The organism is Lacticaseibacillus jixiensis (genome assembly GCF_042847315.1).
GTDB lineage: Bacteria > Bacillota > Bacilli > Lactobacillales > Lactobacillaceae > Lacticaseibacillus > Lacticaseibacillus jixiensis.
In genome coordinates this window covers 1-22,707 of record NZ_BAAFPR010000009.1, presented here as the reverse complement: position 1 = coordinate 22,707, position 22,707 = coordinate 1, and the positions used below count along the sequence as shown (strand labels likewise).

The window sequence follows — 22,707 nt, the reverse complement described above, 5'->3', positions numbered from 1 at the left end:
CAAGGCGTCTGTTCAAGGGGCAGCATATTTTCCGGTGGTCGTGATAGACGGTGTCGTTGTTGCCCACGGCCGCTTGTTGACAGCCGCGGAATATGAAAACTTGATCGATGGGCTTTCGATACAAGAATATTGATTGTCCTTGCGCGACCAATCACCAAGACTATCAAAAAAAGTGCCCTACGATCATTAGCCGCCATGGCTGGTGATCGCAGGGCATCTTAGTATCTCCGTCGCACTGCTGATTCTCCTGATATAGATCATGTAGGACAGGCGTTGCGGAGGCGCGCGGTAAGCGTCGGTCAGGCCGTGAAACGATCAGCGTCGTGAGACAAGCGGTTTGTGCTTGGCTCGCGTCACTGATCGCGGTAAGAATTTAGACGTGCAGGTGAGCAAAGCGAGCGCACGGCTAAATTCTTAGGCGTAAAACACGCGCACTTTGCGTGGTTGAAGCCGGCCGCACAGCCTGCGCCGACGCTTGCCGCGCGCCGCAGCAATGCCTGTCCGGGCCTGACCAAAACCACTCCTCGATCAAGTCCCCGCCTTATACGACTGCGGAGTGGCGTGCCCTTAGCGGGTCGGGTAGCCTAGCCGTCTATCATTGCGCCATCGCAACGACTCGCTTAGTGCCATCAACAATCACCGGCAAGGCCTCACCTTCAAGCAGCGTGACGGTAGTGCCAGTATGGCGATACTCGATTGCCAACAGCCGGCCGTGAAATTGCAGCCGCAACGTCAAGCCTTGCCACTGCTTGGGCAGATGATTGGTCACCGTCAACATACCGGCTTTGATTGACAGGCCCCCAAAGCCGGTGGCCAAGCTGAGCCAGCTGCCGCCAAGGTTGGCGACGTGCAGCCCGTCTGCGGCATTGCGCTGCAAGTCCACCAGATCCATCGCTGCGGTATCCATGAAGTAGCGATACGCCTTCTCACCTTCCCCCATGCGCGCTGCCAGCGCTGAGAAAATTGAGCGCGACAACGAAGAATCATGGGTGGTGATGGCTTCATAATAGGCATACTCCCGCTTGAGCTGCGCAGCCGGCACATCATCAAATAAATAATCCGCCAACAAGGTATCGGCTTGCTTATTGACTTGATAGCGATAAATCGCCAAGGGGTGGTAGTGCAATAACAGCGGATAGTGGTCTTTAGGGGTTTGATCAAATGGCCAAATCGGTTTGTGGAAGGCACTGTCGTCTTGCTCGTTGATCTGCTTAGCTTCGCTATACGGCAAGAACACCGCTGCCGCCATCCGCTCCCAAGCGGCCAGCTCGTCTGTGCTGACTTCAAGCCGCTTGGCCGCAGGCGCAAACTCACGCGCCAACGCCGCCGCTTGACTGAGGTTGAACTTGGCCAAACGATTGGTGTAGTAATTGTTGTTCACCATTGCCGTGTATTCGTCAGGACCGGTAACAGCAAAGAACTCGAAGGTTTTATGCCCTTGTCTAGTGCTCCAGCTGCCAAACGCCGCCCAGAAGCGCGCGGTTTCCACCATTAATTCCAAACCGGTAGCGGCCATGAATTCACGATCACCAGTCACTTCCCAATAGCGGTTGACCGCATAGGCGACATCCCCGTCGATATGGTATTGCGCCGTGCCGGCAGGAAAATATGCGCTGGCTTCTTCGCCGTTGATCGTGCGCCAAGCAAATAAGGCCCCCTTGCTCACGCCAACAGTGCGGGCGCGGACTTTGGCTTGCGGCAAGATCCGCGCGCGAAATTCTAAGAGCCGCTTGGCGATTTGCGGATTGGTGTAGGTCAGAAACGGCAACATATACATCTCGGTATCCCAGAAATAATGGCCTTCATAACCGGTACCAGATAAGCCCTTGGCGGCGATGTTGGTCCGGCCGTCTTGGCCGGCAGCACTGGCCAATTGAAACAAGTTATAATGCAAGTCGCGATCCAATTCAGGTGCCCCATCAATTGTTGTGGCACTGTGCTGCCAGAACGCTGCCCAATATTGCTGAGCCGTTTGCGTCACTGAAGCAACCAGCGCCCGCACCGCTGGCTTGGCCGGCGCAACCGTCAAATCATTCAGCGCATTGACCACCGCCACTACTGAATAATCGAAGCTGGCCCCTGGCACCATGTCGGCGACCGCTGACAAACCAGCATCGGTGCGCAGCTGGATCAGCTGCGTTTGTTGACTGTGCCGCGTCCGGATGATCCCCACCAGTGTCTTGGCATCAAGCCGCTTGGTTTCCATCGCCAGCGGCGCCAATAGCGTTGCTTTGCGCGGATCAACACTTGGCCCAGTGGCTGCCGAAAGCGCCAAGGACTTGGTGATCATCAACGCGCCAGTGTAATTGATTGATGTGAACTTGTAGCGCAGCGCCGCCAAGCGCCCACCGGATTGTTCAAGCACTGTGCTTAATTGCACCGTCAACTGCTCGCCGCTGGCAGTGGCCGCATCCCATGTTTCCACCAACTCGCCAGTGGCCAGATTCAACTTTTTGCTGCGCATCGCGGTGGTGGCAAAACGTGCCCCGGCAGCATCGCGCAAGGTAATCACGCGCAAATCAGGCAGCGCCATGGTCGTTTGGTGCATGGTCGCATAGCCATACGCCGCTTCGCCATATTGGATCGGCGCCGTTTCATACCAGCCATTGACGATGGTGCCTGCCGTCGCGCTAGGCGTCAAGACGTCGCCGGCCCGCAAGCCAAAGTGCCCATTACCCAATGAGAAAATCGTCTCCAGATATGCCGGATCACGGTTGGTTACCGCATCCAAGGTGAGTATATCGTTCTGTTCAGCCATCACAATGCCTCTTTTCACCGGTTATGGTAACACGAGTTGACCCGAATATGTCACAGTTGCTTCAAAAGACCATCACAGCGCAGTTCACAATTGGGCTAAGCGGGAATAATTTTTGCTGTTAAGCGGTGCCTTTAGCAACTATCATGGAAGCGAAAGGGGAAATTCAATGTCCAAAATTACAAATAATCAAATTCACCCAGACGTCCGCAGAATCGGCACGATCATTCGCAAACTGGTGCCATCGATGAACGCCAAATTCTTCCGCCGCGGCAACTGGATCATGAACCATACCGTCAAAGGCCGCTTTCCCAAGGATATGCAAGTCGAGCAGCACTGGGCCCAGCGCCCGGATGGCACCCAACTGCGGATCCTTGTCGCTTCCCCGCTGCATCCTAAGCCAATGGCCACTGGTGTGCTTTGGCTCCATGGCGGCGGCTATGCGATGGGACTGCCAGAAATCGACTTGGCCTATGCTCGCAAAGTCCTGGCTGTCAGCAACTCTGTGGTTGTCTTGCCGGATTACCGCCTATCAACTGAGCACCAATACCCAGCAGCCCTCGATGATGCTTATCTGGCGCTGCAGTGGCTGCAAGCTCATCATGAAACGCTGGGCATTAACCCCAAGCAGCTGTTTGTGGCCGGTGACAGCGCCGGTGGCGGCTTAACCGCGGCGTTGACCCTTTACGCGCGGGACAAAGGCGGCATTCCAATTGCGTTTCAGATGCCGCTTTACCCGATGCTTGATGATCGGCCAACGGAATCATCAGCCGACAATGACGCGCCAGTCTGGAATACGAAGAGCAATGAGCAGGCCTGGCAGCTGTATCTTGGTGATAAGTACCGCGCTCCTGACCTTGAAGCGTACGCCGCCCCTGCTCGCGCGACTGACTATCGCAATTTGCCGCCGACTTATACTTTTGTTGGCACCATCGAACCGTTCTATCAGGAAACGCTGACTTACATCAAGCATCTGCAAGCTGCCGGTGTGCCTGCGCACTGCGATGTCTACGATGGCTGGTTTCACGGCGTCGACATCATTGCGCCCAAATCAGCGATTGCTAAGCAGGCCACTACAGCCTGGCAGAATGCCTTCAAGCAGGCCACCGAACAATATTTTAGCAACGCCAATCATTAAAAAGCAGCCCCACACTTGCTTAGCCATGCGGCTGACAAGCGTGGGGCTGCTTTGTGTCTTCATCACGATCTGGACGAAAACCGCTACTTGCTTTGCTTCAGCAAGGCTTCGCCGATTTGATAGTTGCGTTGGTGTTCGGCTTGCGGCACAAGCATCCCGCCTGTGGCCCAAACAATGTGAGTCGCATTCTGCATATCAAAGTGCTTGCTCAGGTATTGCTGACTTGCCGCCATGGCAGCAAACCCTGCAGTGGCAGAAGGCTCGAGCTTGATGTCTTCAGTGTCCATCATCTCGGCGGTATATGCCATCACCTGATCATCGTTGAAAGTGGCGATCCCCATCAACAGCGTCTTCATCACGCGCCCGGCCAGCCGCGATGGCCGACCAACGGCCAGTCCGTCTGCTTCAGTCAGCCCATCAAGACCGATGTCGTAAACGGAGATGCCTTCGTTCATGCCAGTCGCCATCCCCAGCACAACTGATGGCACATGGGTCGGTTCTGCAAAAATCGTGTGGACGTGCGCGCCCAGGATCTGCTTTAAGCCGAATGTCGTACCGCCAGGGGAACCACCGACGCCAGCTGGCAGGTAAACAAAAAGCGGATGGTCAGCGTCTACCGGAATATGTTGGTCCCGCAGCTGCTTTTGCAGGCGAATGGCTGCGACCCCGTAACCTAAGAAGAGGTCCTTGCTGCCTTCATCATCAATGAAGAAAACGGAAGGATCCTTGGCCGCAAGTGCGCGGCCGGTGCTGAGGGCTTTGGTGAAACTGCCATCGTATTCGACCACGTTGACGCCGACTGAACGCAAAGTATCCTTCTTCCACTGCTTTGCGTCTCTGGACATATGCACAGTGGTGTTGAAGCCAAGCTTGGCGGCCACGATGCCGATGGACAACCCTAAGTTCCCAGTCGAACCCACTGCGATTCCATACTGACTGAACAAGTGCTTAAATTCAGGCGCGTTGAGCTTGGCGTAATTATCGCCGTAAACCAGCATCTTGTGGTCAATGGCCACCTGTTCAGCGATTTTGAGCACTTCATAAATGCCGCCTCGGGACTTAATGGACCCACTGATAGGCAGTTCGTTATCAGCTTTCAGGTACAAATCGCCAGGCAAAGCATAACCTTCACGCTTAATCACGTCAGCTTGCATGGCCTTCAGCCGACGCAATGGTGATTCCAGGATCCCATTTGTTGCGGCTGTTTCAGGAAACGCAACTGCCATGTACGGGGCAAACCGTTCAAAGCGCGCCGAAGCATCAAACAAATCGGCACGCGTAAGTCCCAAATCGGCAGCCTTGCCATAATCAGGATTGATCCATAGGGTTTCCTTCTGCGCGGCTAAATCCTTAACCACCGGATATTTGGCAGCTAATTCTGCAACGTTTATCATATTGTCCTCCTTGACCAGTTTCCCCACCCTTAAGCACGACTTGCGCGATCCGAAAAAAAACAAGCGGCGGTCGCAAATAGCGGCCACCACTTGTCTGGCGGGGAACTCTAAGATTGTTAATGGGCAATGCGCCTCAGCAGCTGTTGCCAAACTTTGGTGCATCCCGTAATTGATCATTGTTTATGATAAAACAAATCATGCGCAGACGCTACATTTATTGGCATAGAACGTGACATCAAATTAATCAGTTGGACTCAGCCGGTCTTGTCAAACCGCGCGCCGAAGAGACACCTGCTTGGCCCTCTCGTCAATCAAGTCCCCGCACTATACGACTGTAGTCTTCGTCGAGCTGCGCCCTCGTACTCGCGGCAAAGTACGCCACAAGCACGAGGGCTAGGCTACCTGACCTGCTAAGTGCGCGCCACTCCGCTCTGGTTTTTTTCGCTCTGGATACAAAAAAAGCCATGTGCAACAGTGCAACATGGCTGATCTTAGGATACTTGGGCTTCGTCTTCGAATGTGATCTGGATCGATTTGGTCAACAGATCGGCGTAGCTATAAGAAACACGTTCAAACGCGTTGGTGTCCTGGTCAAGATCGACAACGAAGATCGCTGGATAAGTTTCCTTCAGCGTCCCTTTACGGCGGGTGACCTTCTTGCGTCCTGCTTGGGCGACGACAGTGAGATTCTCGCCGATTTTATCGTCGAGTTGTTGCTTGATGCTTGCTAGAGTCATTGGCATGCATTTCACCTCTTAGTTAACATCATACTACAATCGGCAAAAAAATGCAATTATACCATTCAAACTCTTTTTACGCAACTATTAAATGCGCGCTGCATCAACGTTTTCACCAAATTTTTAGGTTCTCAGCCTTGCTTAAAAACCGCTTGCACTCAAGGCATCGGCTAAAGCGGCGAATTCTTGGATCGATAACGCCTCACCGCGCTTGGTCGCGTCGACACCACAAGCGTCTAAAGCCTGTTGCAGCGCGGGTTTGTTGGCTTTACCGTAAAGATTCTGCAAGTTATTCCACAGCGTCTTGCGCCGAGCGGCAAACGCCCCGCGCACCAAGCGGTCAAAACCGGCTTGGTCTTTAGGCGTGACCAACGGGGTCTGACGGCGCGTCAACGTGACAATGGCGGAATCCACATTCGGCGCCGGCACGAAGTTGGTACGCTTGACTTCAAAGGCCACCGCCACGTTCATGAACTGCTGGATGCCGATGGTCAAGCTGCCGTAATCTTTGGAATGCGGCTGGGCGGTCAAGCGATCGGCGACTTCCTTTTGCATCATCACCGTGAGGCTGGCGAAAGGCAATTGTGAGCGCATCAGGTGCGTGAGAATCGGCGTGGTGATGTAATACGGCAAGTTAGCCACCACCTTCAGCTGGTGCTTCCCGTCAAAATGCGCTGCCACCAGCGCCGGCAAGTCGGCTTTCAAGACGTCTTCCAACACCACTTCAACGTTCAAATAACCGTCCAGCGTCTCTGCAAGCACCGGCAACAAGCGCCCGTCGACTTCCAAGGCCAGCACATGATGGCTGTTTTCGGCGATGAATTGGGTCAGTGCACCGATCCCAGGGCCGACTTCGATCACGTCATCAGCCGGCGTTAATTCTGCCGCATCGACGATATTTTGCAAAATCGTCGGGTTGGTCAAGAAGTTCTGGCCGAGGCTTTTCTTGAAGGTAAAGCCGTGGCGCTTTAGGATCGCCGCGGTGCGCGACGGGTTGGCAATATGTTCAGGCATGTTGATCCTCCTTGGCCATCGTCTGCAAGGCTTGGCCGAGTTGAGCTTGGGTAATGTTGAACTGGCGCAGGCGCTTTTGCAATTGCTTGCCGTTGGCGTAGCCGATATGCAGCAAATCACCTAAACGCGCGCGGCGCTTGGCCGCATCAGGCCCGCCGATCAGCCCTGCTGTGTACAAGTCAGCCGAATCGATCAAGGCCTTGGCGTCTGGGGTTTCCACGATCAAATGCGACAAGGCTTCTTTAAGCGCAGCCGGCGTGGCGTGTTCCACCCCTAGGCTTTGATGGGCGCGATCAGGCGCGGCATCTTTGCGCGGCAAGAACGCGTGGGTCACCCCAGGCACTGCCGCGGTGATCGTGTTGCGGATCTTAGTGCCGGGAAAATCCGGATCCGTTAACACGATCACCCCGCGGGTGGCTTGCGCCTTGGCGATCAACGCCAAAGTCGCTTCAGAAATCGCGCTGCCATTGGTTTCAATGGTATCGATCGGCCCAAAAGTTTCCGTCAAGCGCTTGGTATCGTCGCGGCCTTCCACGACGATGATCTGTTTGAACTTGCTCATTTGTCCCCCAAATTAAAGATATGATGCGCATTGCGCCAAGTGATCGCAGCAATATTTTCGGCAGAATCTTCGCGGTATTTGGCCACCGCCTCCACCACATAGCGCGTGTAAGCTGGTTGATTGGGCTTGCCGCGGTATGGCGTCGGCGTCAAATACGGCGCGTCTGTTTCCACCAACAAGCGGTCTTGCGGGATCACCGCCACGGATTCGTGTTCTTCCGGCGCATTCTTAAACGACACGATCCCAGAATATGAGATGTACATCCCCAAATCCAAGAACTTCTTGGCCCACTCGGCATTGCCGGTGAAGGAGTGCATGATGCCGCCGAAGTCTTCGATATGGGCGGCTTTGAGAATGTCATAGCTGTCTTCGAAAGCATCGCGGCTGTGAATCGACACCGGTATGTGCAAGTCGCGGGCAATGGCCAATTGCCGCTTGAACACACGGCGCTGGATCTCTCTGGGGCTGGTGTCCCAATGATAATCCAAGCCGATTTCGCCAAGCGCCACGGTTTTGGGTTCCGCCAGCTGCTTGAGCAGCAAGGCTTCCGCTTCCTTGGTGTAATCTTTGCTTGATTCCGGATGCCAGCCCACGATCGCGTACAGGTTGGGAAACTCGCGGGCCAGCCGCAATGCCCCAGCGTTTAGTGCGGTGTCTGAGCCGACAATGGCCATTTTGACCACACCAAGGTCGGCTGCTTGTTGCACATACGCGGCTTCTTGGACGGCGTATGGCGTGTCATTCAAATGTGTATGTGAATCAAAAATCTGCATATTATCTCCTTATGCATCTGTCTTATCAACTTCCCTATTATACACAAAATCGTCAAAGACACGACGCCAAGTCACGCAAACAACGCTGCACCGCGATTCAAAAGATCCAATCGTGGTGCAGCGTTGCTTGTGTGATTGGCGCAACCGCTTGGGGTCACAGCCTGTGATTATGCGCGTTTGCCAGCAACCGCCGGAGCCAGCTCTGCTGCAGAGCTAAGTGACTGGTGAATGGCTTCAGCCGCCATGCGACCTTCGCGAATGCCCCAAATGACCAATGATGGTCCCCGCTTGGCATCGCCAGCAACGTAAACTTGTTCGTTGTCAGTCTTGTAATCGTCATAGACTTTGTGTACGCCGCAGTCATCAAAGACACTGCTGTCGGCGCCGGTGAAGCCCATCGCCAGTAAAACCAAATCAGCGTCTTCGGTGACTTCCGTGCCGGCAACCGGCTGGAAGTGATCGGCTTCGTTGATGGTAATGGCCTTGAGTTTGCCGTTGTCACCATGGAACTGCGTGATCGTGTGGGCAAAACGGGTCAGCGGCTTGTCAGACAATTCGGCGTATTCGCTTTGGCCATAACCAATGCGCTGCGTCCGCGGCCATTCTGGCCAGGGGTTGTTGTCTGGGCGTTGACTAGGGGCAGCTGGCACGATTTCCAATTGCAAGATGTCACGGGCGCCTAAGCGCAAAGACGTGGCGATGCAGTCGTTACCGGTGTCGCCACCGCCAACGACCACGATTTTCTTGCCGGCGAGCTTAGTGTTGGCGGCAGTGCCTTCTTTCTCAACAGCCTTGGTGGCTTCAGTCAAGAAGTCTAAGGCTTGTTCAATGCCTGCCAATTCGCGGCCAGGGGCGTTGAGTTCACGCGGCATGCGCGCGCCAATGGCTAACAAGACGCGAGCGTATTTGGCTTGTAGTGCATCACCGGAAATGTCGACGCCAACGCGAGTGTTGCAGATAAAGTGGACGCCGACTTTTTCCATCACCGCAATGCGGCGTTCAACGTCTTCTTTAGGCAGCTTCATGTTGGGAATGCCATACATCACCAAACCACCTGGCTTGTCGGCGGCTTCGTACACCGTGACGTCATAGCCTAATTGGTTCAAGCGCCATGCGGCAGTCAACCCAGCCGGGCCAGAGCCGACAATGGCGACTTTAATGCCGTTGCGATGCGTTGGGCGGCCAGATTCTTCGACCCAGCCATACTTGAAGGCTTGATCGATGATGAAGCGTTCATTATTGCGAATGGTGATGCCCTTGTTGTTCAAGGCTTCGTTACACGACACCTCACAAGGCGCCGGGCACACATGGCCGGTGAAGTCAGGCAGCGGATTGGTCAGCGTCAAGCGCTGGAAGGCCCGCTTGTCTTCGTTGCGGCCGATGAAGTCTTGCCATTCAGGAATCAAGTTGTCGTTAGGACAGCCTGACACCGCCTTGCCGCCGGCGTAGGCATAGCCGACATGGCAATGCGGCACGCCGCAATTCATGCAGCGCAGCGCCTGCTCACGGCGATCCTTCTCTGACAAAGGCATCTCCATTTCATTAAAGTCCAAGATGCGAGTCTTGGGGTCGCGCCAAGGATTGTCCTTGCGCGTATATTTCATAAATCCGAAGGGATCTGACATCTTCATGTCCTCCTGTTTTGACGCGCGTGTGATTGATCAGCTGGAATTAACCAAAGGAAAATGAAGCAAAACGGCAGCGAGCGATGCTTTGAAATCAATGACGATTCATAGCGTTCAAGTACAGAACAGCCATGATGCCAAGGTTTTTATACTCATCCTAGCGCCACGACGACTCATGCTGCTACGTTTCACCGTTGCCACAAAACTTGTATCCGCGCACCACTTAGGTTTGCTGATACGAATTCAGAAGGAACCGGCAGGCGACGGGCATTGAGGCGGAGCTCAGATGGCGTCAGTGGTGTCGTTCTTCTTGGCAACGGAGTGCGCAGCACGGAGGCGCCTAGAAGAAGGCGCGCGAGCGAGATCCACTCGACAGGCGCAGCGAAGCGGAGTTGTCGAGTTAGCTCGCTCGCCGCCCACCACGTTCCACGCCATCTGAGCGTAGCCTCAATGCCCGCCGCCTACCGGTTCCGGCCAGGTTAGGTCATCGTCGAGCTGCGTGGCGCAACGCAGGTACAGTTAGCTACGCTATCGCACTCGAGGCAAAGTACGCCTCAAGCGCGATAGCTAGGCTACCTGACCTGCTAAGTACGCGCCACTCCGCTCTGGGCTCTGGTTACTTCACCGTTGGCTGTGGGCCCATGACTTCATCAAACGCGGCTTGTTCCAAATCCTTCTGCGCAACGCCTTGCTTGGCTAAATCGGCCATCAAGTCGTTCATGCGGTGGAATTCTTTAGGATAAACCTTCACGAAGTCTTTTTGGGCTTGATCCCAGCTGGCCAAGAGTTCTAAGGCCTTGGCACTGTTGGTGTAACGAGCGTGCTTCACGACCAGGTCATGCAAGACTTCATCACCGGCAGTTTCGCCGATCTTGAAGAACTCGATCATGTCCATGTTGGCGTTGTGCGCCAATTTGTGTTCTGGATCGTAAACATAAGCGACCCCGCCAGACATGCCGGCGCCGAAGTTGCGGCCAGTTGAGCCTAAGATCACGGCTGTCCCGCCGGTCATGTATTCACAACCATGATCGCCGATGCCTTCAACCACGACGCTGGCCCCAGAGTTGCGCACAGCGAAACGTTCGCCGGCGCGGCCGTTGAAGTAAGCTTCGCCGCTGGTGGCACCAAAGCAGGCCACGTTACCAACAATCGGTGCGTTGGCATATAAGGCTGCGGCTTCTTTTGGCGCTTGAACGATCAAGCGGCCGCCAGACAAGGACTTGCCCACATAGTCATTGGCTTCGCCGATCAAGCGCAGCGTCAATCCTTCTGCAGCAAAAGCGCCGAAGGATTGGCCAGCGACCCCGGTATATTCATAGGTCAAGCGATCATCTGGCAAATGATCATCAGAGAAACGCTTGGCCAGCCAACCAGAGATCCGTGCGCCTGCTGAACGATCCACGTTGTTGATGGTACCGCGGATCACCGTGTGCTCATCAGAATGCACCGCACTTGCGGCAAAAGCGTTCAACGCAGGCCGTTCGTCGGCTGGCTTGAAAGGATCTGCGACTTTGCGCTGGATGCCATAAGTCTTGGACAACATCCGTGAGAAGTCCAGCGTTTTGGCTTTACCAGTGGCGGTGAAGCGCGGCTGTAAGTGTTCCACATGGCCGACCATTTCATCGACAGTGCGGTAGCCTAAGCGGGCCATTTCTTCACGCAAGTCTTCGGCAATGAAGTTCATGCAGTTGATAACATATTCAGGCTTGCCGATGAAGAACTTGCGCAGCGCCGGGTTCTGCGTGGCAATGCCGGTTGGGCAAGTGTTCAAAGAGCATACCCGCATCATGATGCAGCCGATGGAAACTAAGACCAAAGAGGCAAAAGAGAACTCCTCAGCGCCAAGCATGATGGCAACGGCCACATCGCGGCCATCCATCAGCTTGCCGTCAGTTTCCAACACAGCGCGTTGGCGCAAGCGGTTCATCGCCAAGGTTTGATGAGCTTCAGACAAGCCCATTTCCCATGGCAAACCAGCATCACGCACAGAGTTGCGCGGTGCGGCGCCAGTGCCGCCGTCGTAACCGGAGATCACGACTTTATCAGCGCCGGCTTTAACCACGCCGGTGGCGATAGTGCCGACCCCAGTGGAGGAAACCAGCTTGACAGTGATGGCTGCGTCTGGGTTGACTTGCTTAAGGTCATAGATCAACTGCTTCAAGTCTTCGATGGAATAAATATCATGATGCGGCGGCGGGGAGATCAACCGCACCCCAGGCACGGAACCGCGGACTTCAGCGACCCATGGGAAGTTCTTGGTGCCAGGTAATTGGCCGCCTTCCCCAGGCTTGGCGCCTTGGGCCACTTTGATTTGAATTTCTTCAGCGTGCATCAAGTATTCGGTGTTGACCCCAAAGCGCGCAGAAGCGACTTGTTTGATCTTGGAGTTCACGTCACGCTTCTGGCCTTGGGTCTTGAAGCGCCAGCGCGGTTCGCCGCCTTCACCACAGTTGGACTTGGCGCCTAAGCGGTTCATCGCTTCGGCAATGGTGGTGTGGGCTTCTTCAGAAATCGAGCCGTAACTCATCGCCCCGGATTTGAAGCGGCGCACAATGGCGCTGACTGGTTCGACTTCGGATAACGGCACGCTTGGCCGATCCGCGTGAATGTGCCACAAGGAGCGCAAAGTGGTTGGGTCAGACAATTCCTCTTCGTGCATTTCCTTGGCGTATTCTTGGTACAGCTTGTAATCGCCTAAGCGTACCGCCCGTTGGAACTTGTAAATGGTGCGCGGGTTGTACAAATGGTGTTCGCCTTCTGCACGGTATTTGAAGGAGCCGCCGCTTGGCAGGTCGTATTTGGCTTTCGGGCCAAATGCGCGCTCATAGCGGGCTAAGTATTCCGCTTCGATTTGATCCAAGCCGATGCCGCCTAATCGGCTTTGGGTGCCGGTGAAGTATTCTTCAACCACCGGGGTCGCCAACCCAACTGCTTCAAACAGCTGGGCGCCTTGATAACCGGTGATCGTCGAGATCCCCATGCGGCTCATGACCTTGACAATGCCTTTTTCAGCGGCATGACGATAGGTTTCTAAGGCGTCATCGCCCATGCCGTAAGCTTTCAAGGTGGCGTACACGCCATATGGATGAATGGCGCTGGCACCATAGCCCATCAAAGCGGCGTAATGGTGCACTTCACACGCTTCGCCGGTGTCGACTAAAATCGAGGCGCGGCCGCGCTTGCCTTTGCGCACCAAATAGTTGTTCAAGCCGGATACCGCCAACAGGACCGGCATGACCAGCTTGGACTTGCCGGCGTCGCGATCCGTTAAGATCAATAAGTTCTTGCCGCCATCAATGGCCGTTTCTGCGGCTCTAAACAAGTCGTCTAAGGCTTGTTGCAGGCGGTGTTGGCGATCAGACTTGGCGTAGCACACGGATAATTCCACCGCATGAAAGCCGTCGGTGTCCAAATGGCGCAGCTTCTCAAAAGCAGAAGTCGTCAGCATTGGCGAATCCAACTTGATCTTGCGCGCATTGGCGGGATCGTCAGTGGCGACATCAGCATCTGGGCCGATGAAGACTTCAGTGCCGATCACCAGCTGCTCGCGAATCGCATCGATTGGCGGGTTGGTAACTTGGGCAAATTGCTGCTTGAAGTAAGTGAAGAGACTTTGCGGCTTGCTGGACAACACGGCCAACGGGGAATCAAAGCCCATTGAGATAATTGGTTCTTCGCCTTTGGTAGCCATGGGAATGATGGCATCTTGGATGATGTCTTCTGTGTAGCCATGCCGGCGCCATAAGGTTTCTAAGCTGTCGTCAGTCAGGTTCTCTTGCACGTCTGCTTCTGGGACTTTGTCTAAGGTCAGCTGGTTATCATCCAGCCATTGTTGATAAGGATGCGCATCGGCGTACTTGTCTTTGATGTCTTGGGTGTGATAAACCTTGTGTTCTTTGGTATCGACTAAAAGCATTTCAGCCGGGCCGAGGATCCCTTTGTCGACTAAGTCTTCAGGCGCGACGTCATACACGCCGGATTCAGAAGCCACGACCATGATGTTGTCTTTGGTCAATAAGTAGCGGCTTGGGCGCAAACCGTTGCGATCAAGCGCTGCGCCGACTTGAATGCCGTCGGTGAAGCAAATCGCCGCTGGACCATCCCAAGGCGCCATGAAGCTGGCGTTATATTCGTCAAAAGCGCGCTGCTTAGCTGGAATACCGGTACCTTCGCCCCAAGCTTCTGGCATCATCATCAGCAAGGCTTGCGGGATATCGCGGCCGTGATGGTAGAGATATTCCATGCAGTTTTCCAACTTGGCAGAGTCGGAGTCGTCTTCGTTGTAAACCGGGATGTTGTTAGACGCCATCCAGTTTTCGGCGCCTTTTAACGTGTTGATTTCACCGTTATGCGCCAAGTAGCGGAACGGTTGAGCCCGATCCCAGCTGGGGAAGGTGTTGGTAGAGAAGCGCGAGTGGATCAGGCAAATCGATGACTGCATGGTTTCGTCATGCAAGTCTGGGTAGAATTGCCCAACTTGATAAGCATGCAGCATCCCTTTGTAGCAAATCGTGCGACTGGATAAGGAGACGATCGTGAAGTCATTGGCGGCAAAAAGCTGCTCTAATTGCCGGCGCAGCTTGAACAAGGCGTCTTCGAATTCGCGCCCGGCGTCAACGGCGTCAGGACGGGCCACGATCAGCTGCTTGAAACTTGGCATCACTTGTTGAGCAGTGGGCCCGCAAGCTTCGTATAAATATGGCACCGACCGCCAAGCCAACACCCGAAAGCCGCGCGCCACCACAGCGTCGCCTAAGGCTTTCATCACTGCCGCTTCGCCTTCAGCATCTTGAGGCAAGAAGAAGTTGCCCACGGCGTAATCGCCGAATTTCGGTAAATCAAAATCTTGTTCTGCTGCGTAATTGCGGAAGAAGCTGTCTGGCATCGCCATCAAGATCCCAGCCCCGTCACCGGTATCCGGTTCTGCGCCGGTGCCGCCGCGGTGGTTCATCCGCGCCAGCATCACCAATGCCCGCTCAACCAAGGCATGCGAGGCCCGCCCATCGATTTGGGTGATGAACCCCATGCCACACGCGGCGTGTTCGAACTCTGGATCATACATCGTTTCTTGATTATGCCGCATTCCGTTCACCTCTAACAAATTTTAAAAACACGTGAGTTTAAGGCTTAGTTTACTCATCGAATTTTCAGATTGCAAGTTGCTTGAGGTGAAAAATCAGGCAAGTAGAATGAATGGCACAACATTTTCGATAGATTAACAGTAACAACTTAGGCGCGGATTGTGCTAATTGTCAGGTTTACTAACATGATTTGAAAATCATGTTAGATTAGCTGACTTGGCCTTTGTTTAAGCGCCGAAACCACACATAATTTGCGGCTGACAGCACACGTAAATTCAACGCTTAGCCTTTGCTGCGTATGGTGTTATAGCACTTTGCACAAACCTAACATGCAAGGGGCCCGACCATCGTGTTTCGTTGAAGCAACCAGATCAACCATTCAATATTTTTGAAGTAAAACTTAGCCAAACAAAAAGCGGCTGCTTGGCCGCTTAGGAATCTACAGTTGCAAATATTGAGCGCGCTGACCGCCGATATATTTCGGCCGCGAACGCAAGGCGGTGACGTGGGCGCCGCCGAGTTCTTTATGCGTTGGCCGCACTGGAACTTGGACAAATTGCACATGCATGCCGATGCTGGTGTCGCCGATATCAAGCCCGGCTTGAGCTGTGATGTGCTCAACTTCTACAGGATCTTTGAACGTCTTGAATGCCGCCATGGAGCACGACCCGCCGGCATGCAAGCCAGGTACGACATTAACGATTTCATAGCCGCGCTTGATCGCCACGGCGCGTTCAATGGCGCAAGCGCGATTGATATGCTCGCAGCCTTGCACCGCCAAGTCGACCCCAAGCGGCGCCAACTTGGCCAAGATCGTATCGACGATCCACTGCCCGACAGTGGGATTGGAGGCTTGACCGATTTGGCCGCCAACGACTTCGCTGGTGGTACAGCCTAACACGAACAAATCGCCTGGTTGCAACTTGGCCGCCGCCAAGACTTCTTCCATGGTTTGGCCCAATTGGGTTTGTAATGCTTCTTGTGTGATCATGTCATTTCACCCCTTGCGCCTATTCTAGCACAAACGCCGCAGCTTACACTTGCGGGTGTTGATCATAATAAGTCAGCTTGTCGCCTAGGTAATGCAGGTTCTTTTGTAAATCAGCGATTTGTTGTTGGACTTGGGCTTGTTGATCAACCAGCAACTGGTGACGCGCTTCATGGGTGCTTGGACCTTGCCGCACCAAATCCGCATAATGCTTGATGTCTCGAATCGGCATGCCGGTTTCGCGCAGGCAGTTGACGGTTTCTAACATCAACAAGTTGGCATCATTGAATTGCCTTTTGCCTGCGGCGTTGCGCCTCAAACCTGGGATCAAGCCGGCATTGTCGTAATAACGGATCGCTGAAACCGGTAAGTTCAACTGTTTGGCCACTTGGCCGATACTTAAATTCACGCGTATTTCCTCCTTGACCTCAAGTGCACTTTAGGTGATATGTTAGCCTAGTACCAGTGATTAGACAAGTTCATTCTAGGAGGATAACGCAATGGCACAATACGGAAATTACATTTTTAAAGTTGATCCAGCAGTCAAACGCACCTCGGTGCAGTACCACAATCGTTACGGCATCAAGCTTTCAGCCGACTTGTACACCCGCAAGGATCTGGATCTCAATACCCCACATCCGGGGTTGGTGTTAGGCGGGCCCAACACCACAGTCAAGGAACAAACCTCTGGCCTTTACGCCAATGAATTGGCCAAGCGCGGCTTTGTGACCATCGCCTTTGATTATTCGTTCACCGGCTATAGCGGCGGCATGCCGCGCAACTTGGATTCACCTGAGATCTATGTGGAAGACGTCAGCGCCGCAGTCGATTACCTGCGCACGCTGCGTTATGTGGCCGCTGAACAAATTGGGGCTTTAGGCGTGTGTGCCAGTGGCGGCTATTTCTTAAGCGCCGCCCAAGTCGACACGCGAATCAAGGCTGTGGCTACCGTCAGCATGTACAACCCGTCTGATTTCAGCAATCTGGATGACACCCAGCGCGCCGGAATGCTGGCAGATCTGGCCGTGCAGCGCGATTTGGACTTTGCCGGGGACCATCCGGCGTTAGGGGCGCCTTTTGCCCCGGTACAACTGGAAAAGGCCCAAGTCGATGCCGAAACTTGGGACTTGTATGAATATTACCGCACCCCGCGGGCTTATCATCCGTTAGACACCACGCAAATTACCGCAACGAGCTATTTGCCGCTGCTGAACTTCCCGATGTTGACGCATTTGGATTGGATCAGTCCGCGGCCGATCTTGTTGATTGCCGCCGAGCACGCGCCGCTGAAGGTCATCCCCGAACACGTTTACCAACTCGCCAAAGAACCTAAAGAGTTGTACATTGTGCCTGGTGCCCATCACATGGATCTTTACGACAAAACGGACATCATTCCGTTTGACAAAATCGACAGCTTCTTCAAGACCCATTTGGCTTAACGCAAAAAGCACCGCCATCCGAATTCGGATGGCGGTGCTTTTGTGGTTAGGCTAGCCGATCAGGCTGCCGTTTTCGATTTCGTTAGGCACAATGACCAAGGTGACCTTGCCTTTGCTGTCTTCAGAAGACAGCAACATGCCTTCAGACATCTCCCCGCGCAGCTTGCGCGGCTTCAAGTTGACCACAGCCATGACTTTCTTGCCTTTGAGCTCTTCAAAGTGCGGGTAGTACTTGGCAATGCCGCTGAGGATCTGGCGCGTGCCTTCATCCCCGGCATCCAAGGTGAACTTCAACAGCTTGTCGGCGCCTTTGACCTTCTCGACTTGTAAGATCTCCGCCACGCGGATCTCAGACTTGTCAAAGGCGTTAAAGTCGATTTCCGGCTTGCGGTCTTCGTCTTTAACCGTCGCTTTGGCCTTAGGCGGGGTCATTTGCGCTTTGATCCAAGCGACTTCAGCTTCAGCATCCAAGCGTGGGAAAATCGGCGTGCCTTGGGCGATCACTTGCACGCCAGCCGGCAGCTTGCCCCATTCAAGCGTTTCTTGGGCTTCGTCTTGATCGTCGAAGCCTAATTGACCGAAGATCTGCTTTGGCGCATGGGTCATCACCGGTTGAATCAGCAAAGCGATCAGGCGCAGGCTTTCGGCCAAGTGCGCCATCACTGAAGCCAGTTGGTCAGCTTTGGCCGGGTCTTTGGCCAAGTTCCAAGGTTCGGTTTCGTCGATGTACTTGTTGGCGCGGGCCACTAACTTCCAAGTGGTATCCATCGCGTCGGTGAACTGTAAGTTATCCATCAAGCCGTTGTAAGCGCCGATGACATCAGCCGCGGTTTGCTCCAAGTCCTGGTCAAACGGCGTCACGCCAGAGGCCAAAGCTGGCACCTTGCCGCCGCAATACTTGTTGATCATGGCAATGGTACGGTTCAACAAGTTGCCTAAGTCGTTGGCCAAGTCGAAGTTGATGCGGTCGATGAAGTCTTCCGGTGTGAAAATGCCATCGCTGCCAAAAGGAATCGCGCGCATCAAATAATAGCGCAAGGCATCCAAACCGTAACGCTCAACCAGCATTTCTGGGTAAATAGCGTTGCCTTTGGACTTGGACATTTTGCCGTCTTTCATGACTAACCAGCCATGACCGTAGATCTTCTTGGGAATCGGCAGACCCAGCGCCATCAACATGATCGGCCAATAAATCGTGTGGAAGCGCACGATTTCCTTGCCGATCAATTGGATGTCAGCTGGCCAATACTTGTCAAACAAGTCGTGGTTTTCGCTGCCATAACCTAACGCGGTGATATAGTTCAACAAGGCGTCGACCCACACGTAAACCACGTGCTTCGGGTTTTCCGGCACCGGCACGCCCCAGTTGAAGCTGGTGCGGCTCATCGCCAAGTCTTCCAAGCCGGGCTTGATGAAGTTGTTGATCATTTCCTTCTTGCGGGAAACTGGTTGAATGAAGTCAGGATGCTCGTCGTAGTACTTCAACAAGCGATCGGCGTACTTGCTCATGCGGAAGAAGTAAGATTCTTCTTTGACCAATTGCACCTCATGGCCTGATGGCGCCTTGCCGCCGATCACTTTGCCGTCTTGGTCGCGGTAAACTTCAGCCAATTGCGGTTCGGTGAAGTATTCTTCGTCTTCAACTGAATACCAGCCAGTGTATTCGCCAAGATACACGTCGCCTTGTTTGATCAAGCGTTCGACGATTTTCTGCACAGCCTTGACGTGTTCTTCATCAGTGGTGCGGATGAACTTGTCGTTGGTGATTTCAAGCAGCTTCCACAGGGACTTGATTTGCGCCACCATGCCGTCGACATAAGCCTGCGGGGTGATGCCTAATGCGTCAGCCTTCTGCTCGATCTTCAAGCCGTGTTCATCGGTCCCGGTCAGAAAGAAGACATCGTAACCCATCAGGCGCTTGTAGCGGGCGATCACGTCAGCGGCGATCGTTGAATAAGCGTTACCGATATGTAACTTGCCACTTGGATAATAGATCGGGGTGGTCACGTAGAACGTTGGTTTTGCCATGAATAATGTGCCTCCTGCAGCCTTGCACTTTCTACTTAAGTGCCATATGTCATCCAGTATAGCATAGATGCTCACGCCTGAAAAAGTGACTGTCAGCAAAGATTAGCCACGCCGTACTATTGTTTCTTCGCCAATGCACCGCCATAAAAGGCGATTATCGTCGCCACGACTGAAAGCACGTAGCCCCACCACGGCTAACCAGTAACAATGTCAAGCATAAAGACGATCCCCACGGCAATCACCAACATGGCCTCCCCGGTGCCAAATTTCAGATAAACCATCACCAAACTCCCCCTTTATTTGCCTAGAACAGATCCAGCTGCCGCGGCGCCAAATGCGGCCAATGTAAATTCAGCAGCGCGATAAACGCCAAGGCATTGTCTGCCGCATCATGCCCGCCGTTATTGTTGAAGATCACCGCCACATGCTGGCTGTTCAAGCCTTGCGCCACCGTCGCCAGCTTGCGCAGTTCTTCTTTAGTATAGCGATAATTTGTGCGCGCCGAAAAGCTCCCTGGCCCGCGGCTTTGCCACCCAGCGGCATTCAAACCATGCAAGCGCATAATGGTCAGCTCCGAATTCGTTGCCACTGGCACCAGCGGCACACTGCCTGCCGGCGTTTGCGGCTCAGACACCACCACATGACTCATCGCCAAGCTTGTCAACAGATCCAGCGTCTGCTTGCGGTATTGCGGCAAGTACCACCCGTCATGGCGAAACTCCACAGCGATGGGCCAATTCGGATATTGCGCGCGCACAAAGCGCAAATAGCGGACATTCTCCGCAGTCACGCCAAAATACGGCGGAAACTGAAACAACACCGCCGCCAGTTGATTGCTTTCAGCCAGCGGCGTCAAAGCCTCATGCAGCGCGCCGAATTGCCCCAGCAAGTCCTCTGTTTCTTTATGCCGCGTCATCAACTGCGTGGCTTTGACAATGAAGCGCATTTGACGCGGCACTTGTTGCTGCCACTGCTGCACGGTATGCACACTGGGACAACCATAGAAGCTCGAATCAATTTCTACAATTGGAAAATATTGCGCCAAGTCCGCCAGCGTGCTGGTTTTGCCATTAGCGGCCAAGCTTGGATGATCGGCGATCGCCGTTAAGCCCACTTCGATCATGGCGCCACCGTCAAGTCAACGAAGCGCTCCCCAACAAAATGCGACACATATTCGCGCGGCACACCTGCTTTAAAAAGCGGCAGCATCGCAGGCAGATCCGGCACTAAACCCAAATTATCAGCATCTTCGACCCACTGGCGCGGCCAAGCGGCCAACACCCCTTCTCGCGTCATCTTCGGCGCCACTTGCGCGTCAGTAGTCGCAGCAAACAAATGCAAGTCGCCGCGCAGTTGATCGTCAACATACCAATGCACAAGGCCACAGGCGTGCATTTGCTTTAAGTTCAAGCCGCTTTCTTCTTGCACTTCGCGGATCGCACCAGCTTGGGGCGTTTCGTTTGCTTCGATTTTGCCGCCTAGCGCGTTCCACAACCCGATATACGGCGGCTTAGCGCGGTTGATCAGCACGCAGCCATCAGGTGTTTGGACTAAGACTAGGGTGTATTGTTTTGCCATAAGATCACCTCAATTGGTAGTCTAGCACGTTTTGCTTTTCGGCAGAATGAGCAAAAAAAGCCGGGCATTTTTGTGCAGGTTGACCCGTGTGTGTTGAAGCGCTTCCACGTATACTCAAGAAGTAAATTACGATAGGAGTGAATATTATGGTTCAAATCGACCTCGAGCACATCTACAAACAATATCCCCACGCCGACCACGATGCTGTTATGGACATCAACCTGCACGTTAAGGACAAGGAATTCATCGTTTTCGTTGGTCCTTCCGGGTGTGGTAAGTCCACGACCATGCGGATGATCGCCGGCTTGGAAGATATCACTAAAGGCGAATTGAAGATCGACGGCAAAGTCATGAACGATGTGGCGCCTAAAGACCGCGATATCGCCATGGTGTTCCAGAACTACGCTTTGTACCCACATATGACTGTGTTTGATAACATGGCTTTCGGGTTGAAGTTGCGTAAATACGCCAAAGATGACATCAAGAAGCGGGTCGATGAAGCCGCTGAGATCTTGGGCTTGACTGAATTCTTGACCCGCAAGCCAGCCGACTTGTCTGGTGGTCAACGTCAGCGTGTTGCCTTAGGGCGTGCGATCGTGCGTGATGCCCCGATCTTCTTGATGGATGAACCTTTGTCCAACTTGGATGCCAAGCTGCGTGTTTCTATGCGTGCCGAAATCGCCAAGCTGCATCGTCGCTTGAACACCACCACCATCTACGTTACTCATGACCAGACTGAAGCGATGACCATGGCTGATCGGGTTGTGGTTATGTCCGTTGGTAAAGTGCAACAAATTGGGACCCCTGCGGAAGTTTATGACAACCCAAGAAACCAATTCGTGGCTGGGTTCATGGGCTCTCCTGCGATGAACTTCATGGCTGTTCATTACAAAGACGGCCGCATCTCCGATGGCAAAGGCTTGAACATCGCCATCCCAGAAGGCCGTGCTAACATCTTGAACGATCGTGGCTACAACGATAAAGACGTGACCTTAGGGATCCGTCCTGAAGATATCCATACTGAACAAGCCTTCTTGGATACTTGGCCAGATCAAACCGTTGAATCTGTTGTTACCGTTTCCGAATTAATGGGTGCGACCTCACAACTGTACGCAACTGTTGACGGTACTGACTTCGTTGCCACCGTTGACGCCCGTGACTTCCACAACCCTGGTGAAAAAGTTAAGATGGGCTTCGATGTCAACAAGGCTCACTTCTTTGATAAAGAAACCACTAACGCGATCGTGACTAAAGAAGCTGAAGAAGCCATGACCGTTGAACAATCTAAGGCATAGTTTCAGAAGGCTTTGGGACTTGCCGGGTGATGCCGCACTCGGCAAGTAGTTTTCCACCCATACCCCTTAATGCGCGCCGTCCAGTTAATCGGACGGCGTTTTTGTGTACCAGAGCGGAGCAAAGCGATTTTAGCGGTGGATATAAGATGGGATGACGCAAAGGCGCTCTTTGCGTAAGCACCTAATAACAGACCGCCTATCCCTCTCAATTGCCAAGCGGTATCATGACCTCATCATAAGAATGGTGAGGTATTTATATGGACGAAGATCAACCCGAGATTGTTCGTATCAAGTTGGACG

General features: G+C 53.7%; 16 protein-coding genes. 3 read left to right on the top strand and 13 right to left on the bottom strand.

What is annotated here, in order from left to right; genetic code table 11:
* Positions 1-595: 595 nt before the first annotated feature.
* Positions 596-2,758, bottom strand: a complete 2,163-nt coding sequence (locus tag ACGG90_RS07450) for a glycoside hydrolase family 65 protein (protein WP_390407840.1) — start codon at positions 2,756-2,758, stop codon at positions 596-598.
* Between the two features lie 166 nt (positions 2,759-2,924).
* Between ACGG90_RS07450 and ACGG90_RS07445 the strand changes: the two genes are divergently transcribed.
* Entirely contained in the window at positions 2,925-3,893 is a 969-nt protein-coding gene (locus ACGG90_RS07445) for an alpha/beta hydrolase (RefSeq protein ID WP_390407839.1), read from the top strand.
* A gap of 83 nt (positions 3,894-3,976) precedes the next feature.
* On the opposite strand, the gene ACGG90_RS07440 is transcribed toward ACGG90_RS07445, so the two are convergent.
* The 9 genes from ACGG90_RS07440 to ACGG90_RS07400 all read right to left on the bottom strand — a co-directional run bounded on the left by ACGG90_RS07440 (position 3,977) and on the right by ACGG90_RS07400 (position 16,476).
* Positions 3,977-5,287 (bottom strand): D-serine ammonia-lyase, encoded by a 1,311-nt coding sequence (locus ACGG90_RS07440; RefSeq protein WP_390407836.1) that lies wholly within the window; start codon positions 5,285-5,287, stop codon positions 3,977-3,979.
* Between the two features lie 491 nt (positions 5,288-5,778).
* Positions 5,779-6,030 (bottom strand): Veg family protein, encoded by a 252-nt coding sequence (locus ACGG90_RS07435; RefSeq protein ID WP_390407834.1) that lies wholly within the window; start codon positions 6,028-6,030, stop codon positions 5,779-5,781.
* 135 nt (positions 6,031-6,165) lie between these two features.
* Entirely contained in the window at positions 6,166-7,044 is an 879-nt protein-coding gene (gene rsmA, locus ACGG90_RS07430; RefSeq protein WP_390408034.1) for a 16S rRNA (adenine(1518)-N(6)/adenine(1519)-N(6))-dimethyltransferase RsmA, read from the bottom strand.
* Positions 7,031-7,600, bottom strand: coding sequence for a ribonuclease M5 (rnmV, locus tag ACGG90_RS07425; protein ID WP_390407832.1), 570 nt, complete (start codon positions 7,598-7,600; stop codon positions 7,031-7,033). The genes rsmA and rnmV overlap by 14 nt, the downstream gene beginning before the upstream one ends.
* On the bottom strand, positions 7,597-8,373 hold the full coding sequence (locus tag ACGG90_RS07420) for a TatD family hydrolase (RefSeq protein ID WP_390407831.1): 777 nt from the start codon (positions 8,371-8,373) through the stop codon (positions 7,597-7,599). Before ACGG90_RS07420 ends, rnmV begins: the two co-directional genes overlap by 4 nt.
* Before the next feature lie 167 nt (positions 8,374-8,540).
* Complete coding sequence (locus tag ACGG90_RS07415; protein WP_390407828.1) at positions 8,541-9,998, bottom strand: glutamate synthase subunit beta; 1,458 nt, start codon at positions 9,996-9,998, stop codon at positions 8,541-8,543.
* Positions 9,999-10,614: 616 nt separating this feature from the next.
* A complete protein-coding gene (gltB, locus tag ACGG90_RS07410) occupies positions 10,615-15,081 on the bottom strand; it encodes a glutamate synthase large subunit (protein ID WP_390407825.1) in 4,467 nt (1,488 codons plus the stop codon).
* Positions 15,082-15,518: 437 nt separating this feature from the next.
* On the bottom strand, positions 15,519-16,070 hold the full coding sequence (locus tag ACGG90_RS07405) for a TIGR01440 family protein (RefSeq protein WP_390407822.1): 552 nt from the start codon (positions 16,068-16,070) through the stop codon (positions 15,519-15,521).
* A 43-nt stretch (positions 16,071-16,113) separates the two neighbouring features.
* Entirely contained in the window at positions 16,114-16,476 is a 363-nt protein-coding gene (locus ACGG90_RS07400; RefSeq protein WP_390407819.1) for a MerR family transcriptional regulator, read from the bottom strand.
* Between the two features lie 91 nt (positions 16,477-16,567).
* Between ACGG90_RS07400 and ACGG90_RS07395 the strand changes: the two genes are divergently transcribed.
* Positions 16,568-17,506 carry an alpha/beta hydrolase gene (locus ACGG90_RS07395; RefSeq protein ID WP_390407816.1) on the top strand — a complete coding sequence of 313 codons (939 nt, stop codon included), beginning with the start codon at positions 16,568-16,570 and terminating at the stop codon, positions 17,504-17,506.
* Between the two features lie 51 nt (positions 17,507-17,557).
* On the opposite strand, the gene metG is transcribed toward ACGG90_RS07395, so the two are convergent.
* The 3 genes from metG to ACGG90_RS07380 all read right to left on the bottom strand — a co-directional run bounded on the left by metG (position 17,558) and on the right by ACGG90_RS07380 (position 21,112).
* Positions 17,558-19,534: a methionine--tRNA ligase gene (gene metG, locus ACGG90_RS07390; protein ID WP_390407813.1), complete on the bottom strand. Its 1,977-nt coding sequence runs from the start codon at positions 19,532-19,534 to the stop codon at positions 17,558-17,560.
* 304 nt (positions 19,535-19,838) lie between these two features.
* A complete protein-coding gene (locus ACGG90_RS07385) occupies positions 19,839-20,657 on the bottom strand; it encodes a DUF72 domain-containing protein (RefSeq protein ID WP_390407811.1) in 819 nt (272 codons plus the stop codon).
* Positions 20,654-21,112 carry an NUDIX hydrolase gene (locus tag ACGG90_RS07380; RefSeq protein WP_390407809.1) on the bottom strand — a complete coding sequence of 153 codons (459 nt, stop codon included), beginning with the start codon at positions 21,110-21,112 and terminating at the stop codon, positions 20,654-20,656. Before ACGG90_RS07380 ends, ACGG90_RS07385 begins: the two co-directional genes overlap by 4 nt.
* A 146-nt stretch (positions 21,113-21,258) precedes the next feature.
* On the opposite strand from ACGG90_RS07380, the gene ACGG90_RS07375 reads away from it, so the two are divergent.
* On the top strand, positions 21,259-22,407 hold the full coding sequence (locus ACGG90_RS07375) for an ABC transporter ATP-binding protein (protein WP_390407806.1): 1,149 nt from the start codon (positions 21,259-21,261) through the stop codon (positions 22,405-22,407).
* Positions 22,408-22,707: the final 300 nt, after the last annotated feature.

Bases quoted from the DNA above. Each gene is read 5' to 3' on its own strand.
- ACGG90_RS07450 (WP_390407840.1), bottom strand. From the start codon at position 2,758: ATGGCTGAACAGAACGATATACTCACCTTGGATGCGGTAACCAACCGT.
- ACGG90_RS07445 (WP_390407839.1), top strand. From the start codon at position 2,925: ATGTCCAAAATTACAAATAATCAAATTCACCCAGACGTCCGCAGAATC.
- ACGG90_RS07440 (WP_390407836.1), bottom strand. From the start codon at position 5,287: ATGATAAACGTTGCAGAATTAGCTGCCAAATATCCGGTGGTTAAGGAT.
- ACGG90_RS07435 (WP_390407834.1), bottom strand. From the start codon at position 6,030: ATGCCAATGACTCTAGCAAGCATCAAGCAACAACTCGACGATAAAATC.
- rnmV (WP_390407832.1), bottom strand. From the start codon at position 7,600: ATGAGCAAGTTCAAACAGATCATCGTCGTGGAAGGCCGCGACGATACC.
- ACGG90_RS07420 (WP_390407831.1), bottom strand. From the start codon at position 8,373: ATGCAGATTTTTGATTCACATACACATTTGAATGACACGCCATACGCC.
- ACGG90_RS07415 (WP_390407828.1), bottom strand. From the start codon at position 9,998: ATGTCAGATCCCTTCGGATTTATGAAATATACGCGCAAGGACAATCCT.
- gltB (WP_390407825.1), bottom strand. From the start codon at position 15,081: ATGCGGCATAATCAAGAAACGATGTATGATCCAGAGTTCGAACACGCC.
- ACGG90_RS07405 (WP_390407822.1), bottom strand. From the start codon at position 16,070: ATGATCACACAAGAAGCATTACAAACCCAATTGGGCCAAACCATGGAA.
- ACGG90_RS07395 (WP_390407816.1), top strand. From the start codon at position 16,568: ATGGCACAATACGGAAATTACATTTTTAAAGTTGATCCAGCAGTCAAA.
- metG (WP_390407813.1), bottom strand. From the start codon at position 19,534: ATGGCAAAACCAACGTTCTACGTGACCACCCCGATCTATTATCCAAGT.
- ACGG90_RS07385 (WP_390407811.1), bottom strand. From the start codon at position 20,657: ATGATCGAAGTGGGCTTAACGGCGATCGCCGATCATCCAAGCTTGGCC.
- ACGG90_RS07380 (WP_390407809.1), bottom strand. From the start codon at position 21,112: ATGGCAAAACAATACACCCTAGTCTTAGTCCAAACACCTGATGGCTGC.
- ACGG90_RS07375 (WP_390407806.1), top strand. From the start codon at position 21,259: ATGGTTCAAATCGACCTCGAGCACATCTACAAACAATATCCCCACGCC.